Here is a 6,473-nt window from a genome sequence, read left to right as displayed (position 1 = left end):
GTCGCTCTTGTTCAAACCTCGATTCTACCCTGCCTGGGGGTAGGTTATCCACAGGCCGGGAAGCCGCGGCACTGCTCGGTCCCCCCTAACTGTTTGACAAGACAGAGAAAACTTGCTGAAATGATGGGCTTTTCCTAATTCTGTCTGTCAGAAGGTTCCAGGAGAAGCCAAGAGAAGCCAGGCTCACGCCTTGGCCGCTACGTGCAAGCCGCCTCATTGTGTATGCTGTGGGGCGAGCCAGTGGCGCCAACCGTGCGGCCGCCTCGGCCCCGTCTGATGACTGCCTGCCGCGCCGCCCAAGCATGCGCGCCAGCAGGCAGCCATCCAGATACCCGCCGCGGATCTTGGCCAGGAACCCCGTCGGGCAGGTCCCTTCTGACTTTTGTTCTTTTTGTGGATCGTCCATGAAACGCACCTACCAACCTTCCGTTACCCGCCGCAAACGCACCCACGGCTTTCGCGTGCGCATGAAGACCCGTGCCGGCCGCGCCATCCTGAACGCCCGCCGCGCCAAGGGCCGCAAGCGCCTGGCCGTCTGATCCAGGCGGACAACGGACGATTGCCCGGAATCGGCGGATTGCCTGTAACAGGAGCATCGCCGCCGGCCCCTGCGCCAGTCTCCGTCACGTCACCCATGCCGCGCGCCACGCTCCCTGCGGAGGCGCGATTGCATCGCCCCTCCGAGTTTGCCGCCGCCCTCAAAGGTCGGCGACTGGCCCGAGGGGCTTTCTTCATTGTCAGCGCCTCGCCCTGTACCCCGGCTGACGACCGGCCGGCGCGCGCGCGCCTGGGCCTGGTGATCGCCAAGCGCTTTGCCGCCCGCGCCGTGACGCGCAATACCTTGAAGCGTGTCATCCGCGAAGCCTTCCGGGCCCGCCGGCTTGCCCTGCCGGCCCGGGATTACGTGGTGCGGCTGCACAGCAAGCTGGCGCCGGCAAGTCTGACCGCCCTGAAACGCTCGGCGCGCGCCGAAGTAGACGCTCACTTCGAACGGATAGCGCGATGATCAGGAAGCTGCTTATCGCCCCGATCCGGTTTTACCGGTACTTCCTCAGCCCCTGGGTGGGCCGGCAGTGCCGCTTCACCCCGACTTGCTCGGCCTACGCCATCGAAGCGATTGAACGTCATGGCGCATGGCGCGGTCTATCGTTGGCGGCGCGCCGTATCGGCCGCTGCCATCCGTGGTCGCCGGGCGGCTACGACCCCGTTCCACCCGGCCACGGCGCCGGCGCGCAGGCCTGCTGCACGCATCGCCACCGCACCGAACCCGATTGACGCTACACTCGTGGGCTTTGCTGGCCCGCTTACAACTCCTCAGGCACCATGGATATCCGACGAACCGTCCTCTGGATGATTTTCTCTTTTTCGCTGTTGCTCCTCTGGAACAACTGGCAAATCCATAACGGCAAGCCGTCGCTTTTTGGCGGGCCGGCCCCCGAAGCGGCCGCCACGCAGCAGCCCAAGGCCGATGCGAACGGCACGGCGGCATCGTCCACCGCGTCGATTCCGAGCTCGCCAGCCGCCCCCGTCGCCGCATCGGTGCCGGGCGCCGCGACGCCCGCGGCCGCCAAATCCGAGCAGGTGGTAATCACCACCGACGTGCTGCGCCTGACTTTCGACTCCAACGGCGCGCAACTGATCCGCGCCGAGCTGCTGAAGTACCCGTCGAGCAGCCAGAGCGACAAGCCCACGGTGCTGATGGACCGCTCCGCCGACCTGGTCTACGTGGCCCAGACCGGCGTGGTCGGCGCGCCGCAAGGCGAATCCTTCCCCACCCACCAGACGCCGTTCCGTCTGGTTTCGAGCGAACGCTCGCTGACCGGCGACACGCTGGATGTGGTGTTCGAGGCGGAGTCCGGCGGCCTGAAGGTCACCAAGACGTACACGCTACATCGCGGCCGCTACGATGTGGACGTGCGCCACGCCATGGCCAACACCAGCGGCGCGCCCCTCAATCCGGCCCTGTACCTGCAGCTCGAGCGCGACGGCACCGACCCGGCCGGCACCTCCAGCTTCTATCACACGTTCACCGGCGTCGCGGTGTACTCCGAGCAGGACAAGTTCCAGAAGGTCACGTTCTCGGACATCGAGAAGAAGAAAGGCACGTACATCAAGCAGGCCGACAACGGCTGGATCGGTATCGTGCAGCACTACTTCGCCACGGCCTGGATCCCGGCCCAGGGCAAGCAGCGCACCAACGAACTGCTGCAGGTGCAGCAGAACCTGTACGCGGCGCGCACCATCGAAGCCGTGGGCACCATCGCCCCGGGTTCCAGCGCCAACGTCGACGCGCACCTGTGGGTCGGCCCGCAGGACCAGAAGGCCATGGCCGCGGTTGCGCCGGGCCTGGAGCTGGTGGTCGACTACGGCTGGCTGACCATCATCGCCAAGCCCCTGTTCACCCTCATGACCTGGCTGCACGGCCTGCTCGGCAACTGGGGCTGGACCATCGTCGCCCTGACGGTGATCATCAAGGCGGTGTTCTTCCCGCTGGCCGCGGCGAGCTACCGCTCGATGGCCCGCATGAAGCAGGTCGCCCCGCGCCTGCAGGCCCTGAAAGAGAAATACGGTGACGATCGCCAGAAGCTGAACCAGGCGATGATGGAGATGTACCGCACCGAGAAGATCAACCCGCTGGGCGGCTGCCTGCCCATGGTGGTGCAGATTCCGGTGTTCATCGCGTTGTACTGGGTGCTGCTGGCCAGCGTCGAAATGCGCGGCGCCCCGTGGATCCTCTGGGTGCACGACCTTTCCGTGCGCGATCCGTTCTTCATCCTGCCGGCCATCATGATGGCCACCATGTTCCTGCAGATCAAGCTCAACCCCACGCCGCCCGATCCCGTGCAGGCCAAGGTCATGATGATCATGCCGCTGGTGTTCGGCGGGATGATGTTCTTCTTCCCGGCCGGCCTGGTGCTGTACTGGTGCGTCAACAACACGCTGTCGATCGCCCAGCAATGGACCATCACGCGTAACCTGGAGCGCCAGGCCGCGGCAGCGGCCAACCGCTGATCGAGCCAGGCATCCACGAAGCGGCGCCCTGCGGGGCGCCGTTTTTTCGTCCTGGGAATGTGGCTGCTGCGTTGCAAGAAGGAGAACCGTCCCTCGTAGTTAGCTTTTATTAATTGCGTTGGATCAAGTAATCAATTTCCTAACAGCGCCCGGCTCACCTATGATGAGCAAGCGCCGTGCCGCCACCGTGTGACACGCGTTTTCAGGGCGAACCCGCGGGTTCGCGTCGTGGCCTAGCGTGCCGTACCCCGAGAAGGATGAACGCAATGACCGACAAGACCCTCACAACCGCCGCCGGTGCGCCGGTTGCCGACAACAACAACACCATGACGGCGGGGCCACGCGGCCCTGCCCTGCTGCAGGACGTCTGGTTCCTGGAGAAACTGGCCCACTTCGACCGTGAGCGGATTCCCGAGCGCGTGGTGCACGCCAAAGGCTCCGGCGCCTATGGCACCTTCACGGTCACGCATGACATTTCCCGCTACACGCGCGCGCGGATCTTCGCCGAAGTCGGCAAGCAGACGCCGTTGTTCCTGCGCTTTTCGACCGTGGCCGGCGAACGCGGCGCGGCCGACGCCGAACGCGACGTGCGTGGCTTCGCCATCAAGTTCTATACCGACGAAGGCAACTGGGACCTGGTCGGCAACAACACGCCGGTGTTCTTCATTCGCGATCCGCTCAAGTTCCCCGACTTCATCCACACCCAGAAGCGCGATCCCAAGACCAACCTGCGCAACGCCACCGCCGCCTGGGACTTCTGGTCGCTCAACCCGGAATCGCTGCATCAGGTCACCATCCTGATGAGCGATCGCGGACTGCCGCAGAACTATCGCCAGCAGCACGGCTTCGGCTCGCATACCTACAGCTTCGTCAACGACGCCGGCGAGCGGTTCTACGTCAAGTTCCACTTCAAGTCGCAACAGGGCATCGCCTGTTATACGGATGGAGAAGCCGCCGAGCTGGTCGGCCGCGACCGCGAAAGCGCGCAGCGCGACCTGTTCCAGAACATCGAGCAGGGCCAGTTCCCGCGCTGGACGCTCAAGGTGCAGGTGATGCCGGAAGCCGAGGCCGCCACGTATCACATCAATCCGTTCGACCTGACCAAGGTGTGGCCGCATGCCGACTACCCGCTGATCGAAGTGGGCGTGCTGGAACTCAACAAGAACCCCGAGAACTATTTCGCCGAAGTCGAGCAGGCCGCGTTCACGCCGGCCAACGTGGTGCCGGGCATCGGCTTCTCGCCCGACAAGATGCTGCAGGGCCGCCTGTTCTCGTACGGCGACACCCATCGCTACCGCCTGGGCATCAACCACCATCAAATCCCCGTCAACGCGCCGCGCTGCCCGTTCCACAGTTTCCACCGCGACGGCATGGGCCGGGTCGACGGCAATGGCGGTGCCACGCTGAACTACGAGCCCAACAGTTTCGGCGAATGGCGCGAAGCCAAGCACGCGGCCGAACCGCCGCTGGCACTGGACGGGCAGGCCGCCGACCGCTGGAACCATCGGGTCGACGAGGACTATTACTCGCAGCCGGGCGCGCTGTTCCGCCTCATGAACGACGACCAGAAACAGCAGCTGTTCGGCAACATCGGCCGCCACATGGCCGGCGTACCCGAGGAAATCCAGCGCCGCCAGCTCGAGCACTTCCGCCGTGCCGACCCGGCCTACGCCGCCGGCGTGGCCAAGGCCCTGGGACTGAAGTAAACGCGTAGACGCCGCGAAACAAGGCGGCCGCGCCCGCAACGGGCCGGCCGCCTGCGACACTCAGCGCTGCATGCCCCAGCGGCGCACCGTCACGCGCTCCAGCGTATCGAATACCAGGTTTTCCACAGCCAGGCCGATCAGCACCACGGCGGCCAGGCCGGCGAAAACGCGATCTGTGTATAACTCGTTGCGGTTCTGGAAGATATACCAACCCAACCCGCCTTTACCGCTGGACGCGCCGAACACCAGCTCGGCGGCGATCAACGTGCGCCAAGCAAACGCCCAGGCAATGCGCAGGCCCGACAGGATGGAAGGCAGCGCGGCCGGCACCAGGATCCCCAGCACATAGCGCAAGCCCGTCAGTCCGTAGTTGCGTCCGGCCATGCGCAGGGTTTCCGACACCGTCAGAAAGCCCGAGTACATATTCACAGCCAGCGCCCACAGCACGGAGTGAATCAATACGAAAACGAGGCTGCCCTGGCCCAGGCCAAACCACAGCATGGCCAGCGGCAGCAAGGCGATGGCTGGCAGCGGGTTGAACATCGCCGTCAGGGTGGACAGCAGGTCGCGGCCGAACCGCGTCGATACCGCCAGCGTGGTCAATACGAACGCCAGCGCCACGCCGGCCGCATAGCCCTTGAACAGCACGGAAAACGAGAGCGCGGCGCGCGCCGGCAATTGCCCCGAACCCAGTTCCTCGAAGAACGCCCGGGCGGTCTGCCATGCGCCAGGCAACAGCAGGTCGTTGTCGGTATAGCGCGCCACGGCTTCCCATGCCAGGGCCAGCAGCAGCAGGATCAGCACTTTGCGCAGCCACGCCCGACCCAGCAGGCGTTCGTGCCATGGCAGCGGCGCCTGTACCGCGATATCGGCCGGCAAGGGCGCCAATGATTGTTCGTATTCGGGCCGCGCAATGGCCAGGGGCAGGGCAGCGCGCGTCATGCGGCGGCCCATTGCGGTACGGCTTGCGGCTCGGCGTCGAACAACAGGCCGTGGATGCGGGCAGCAGCGGCCTGGAAGGCGGCCGAACCCATGCTGTGCAGCCCGAACTGCTGCGCATTCAATTCGGCGCGCACGCGCCCAGGGTGCGGCGAGAGCAACAGGATGCGGTTGCCCAGCACCAGCGCCTCTTCGATCGAATGGGTGACGAACAGCAGCGTGAACGGTGCGTCCTCCCACAATCCCAGCAGTTCTTCCTGCATGCGACGGCGCGTCAGGGCGTCGAGCGCGGCGAATGGCTCGTCCATCAGCAGAATGCGCGGCTGCATCGCCAGGGCCCGCGCGATCGCCACCCGCTGCTTCATGCCGCCCGACAAGGTATGCGGATACGCCTCGGCGAATGCACCCAGGCCGACCTTCTCCAGATAGTGCGTGGCGCGCTCCAGCGCCTGGGCGCGCGGCAGGCGGCGCGCCGCCACCAGGCCGAACGCGACGTTTTCCCGCACCGTCTTCCAGGGCGGCAACTGGTCGAACTCCTGGAACACCACCACCCGGTCCGGTCCCGGTGCGTCTATCGGCAGCCCATCGAGCAGGAACTGCCCTTCGCTGGGCGCCAGAAAACCGGCCGCGGCCTTGAGCAGGGTGGATTTTCCGCAACCGGACGGCCCAAGCAGGATGAAGCGATCGGCCGGCAACACGTCGAAGCTGACGCGATGCGTGGCGCGCACGCGGCGACGCGGCGTCTTGTACTCCAGCGTCACGCCATCGGCACGCAGCAGCGGTTCGGCCAGGGAGGTGAAGCGATGCGCGCTCATC

At 65.6% G+C, this 6,473-nt stretch carries 7 protein-coding genes; 5 read left to right on the top strand and 2 right to left on the bottom strand.

From position 1 onward, the window contains the following. Positions 1 to 404 precede the first annotated feature (404 nt). From rpmH to CAL11_RS24295, 5 genes are all read left to right on the top strand, one after another. Positions 405 to 539 carry a 50S ribosomal protein L34 gene (gene rpmH, locus CAL11_RS24315; protein WP_003816025.1) on the top strand — a complete coding sequence of 45 codons (135 nt, stop codon included), beginning with the start codon at positions 405 to 407 and terminating at the stop codon, positions 537 to 539. Between the two features lie 95 nt (positions 540 to 634). Continuing rightward, complete coding sequence (locus tag CAL11_RS24310; protein WP_086094479.1) at positions 635 to 1,006, top strand: ribonuclease P protein component; 372 nt, start codon at positions 635 to 637, stop codon at positions 1,004 to 1,006. Continuing rightward, positions 1,003 to 1,275, top strand: a complete 273-nt coding sequence (gene yidD / locus CAL11_RS24305) for a membrane protein insertion efficiency factor YidD (protein WP_086094478.1) — start codon at positions 1,003 to 1,005, stop codon at positions 1,273 to 1,275. Before CAL11_RS24310 ends, yidD begins: the two co-directional genes overlap by 4 nt. A 48-nt stretch (positions 1,276 to 1,323) precedes the next feature. Next, positions 1,324 to 3,012 carry a membrane protein insertase YidC gene (gene yidC / locus CAL11_RS24300; protein WP_086094477.1) on the top strand — a complete coding sequence of 563 codons (1,689 nt, stop codon included), beginning with the start codon at positions 1,324 to 1,326 and terminating at the stop codon, positions 3,010 to 3,012. A gap of 266 nt (positions 3,013 to 3,278) precedes the next feature. Next, positions 3,279 to 4,718: a catalase gene (locus CAL11_RS24295; protein ID WP_068927602.1), complete on the top strand. Its 1,440-nt coding sequence runs from the start codon at positions 3,279 to 3,281 to the stop codon at positions 4,716 to 4,718. A 60-nt stretch (positions 4,719 to 4,778) separates the two neighbouring features. Here CAL11_RS24295 and CAL11_RS24290 read toward each other — a convergent pair whose 3' ends face one another. Continuing rightward, complete coding sequence (locus CAL11_RS24290) at positions 4,779 to 5,660, bottom strand: ABC transporter permease (protein WP_086094685.1); 882 nt, start codon at positions 5,658 to 5,660, stop codon at positions 4,779 to 4,781. Further along, complete coding sequence (locus CAL11_RS24285; protein ID WP_086094475.1) at positions 5,657 to 6,472, bottom strand: ABC transporter ATP-binding protein; 816 nt, start codon at positions 6,470 to 6,472, stop codon at positions 5,657 to 5,659. Before CAL11_RS24285 ends, CAL11_RS24290 begins: the two co-directional genes overlap by 4 nt. Position 6,473 lies beyond the last annotated feature (1 nt).

It is taken from the genome of Bordetella genomosp. 6, from assembly GCF_002119705.1.
GTDB classification, from domain to species: Bacteria; Pseudomonadota; Gammaproteobacteria; order Burkholderiales; family Burkholderiaceae_B; genus Bordetella; species Bordetella bronchiseptica_F.
This window is presented reverse-complemented; position numbering and strand designations above follow the sequence as displayed.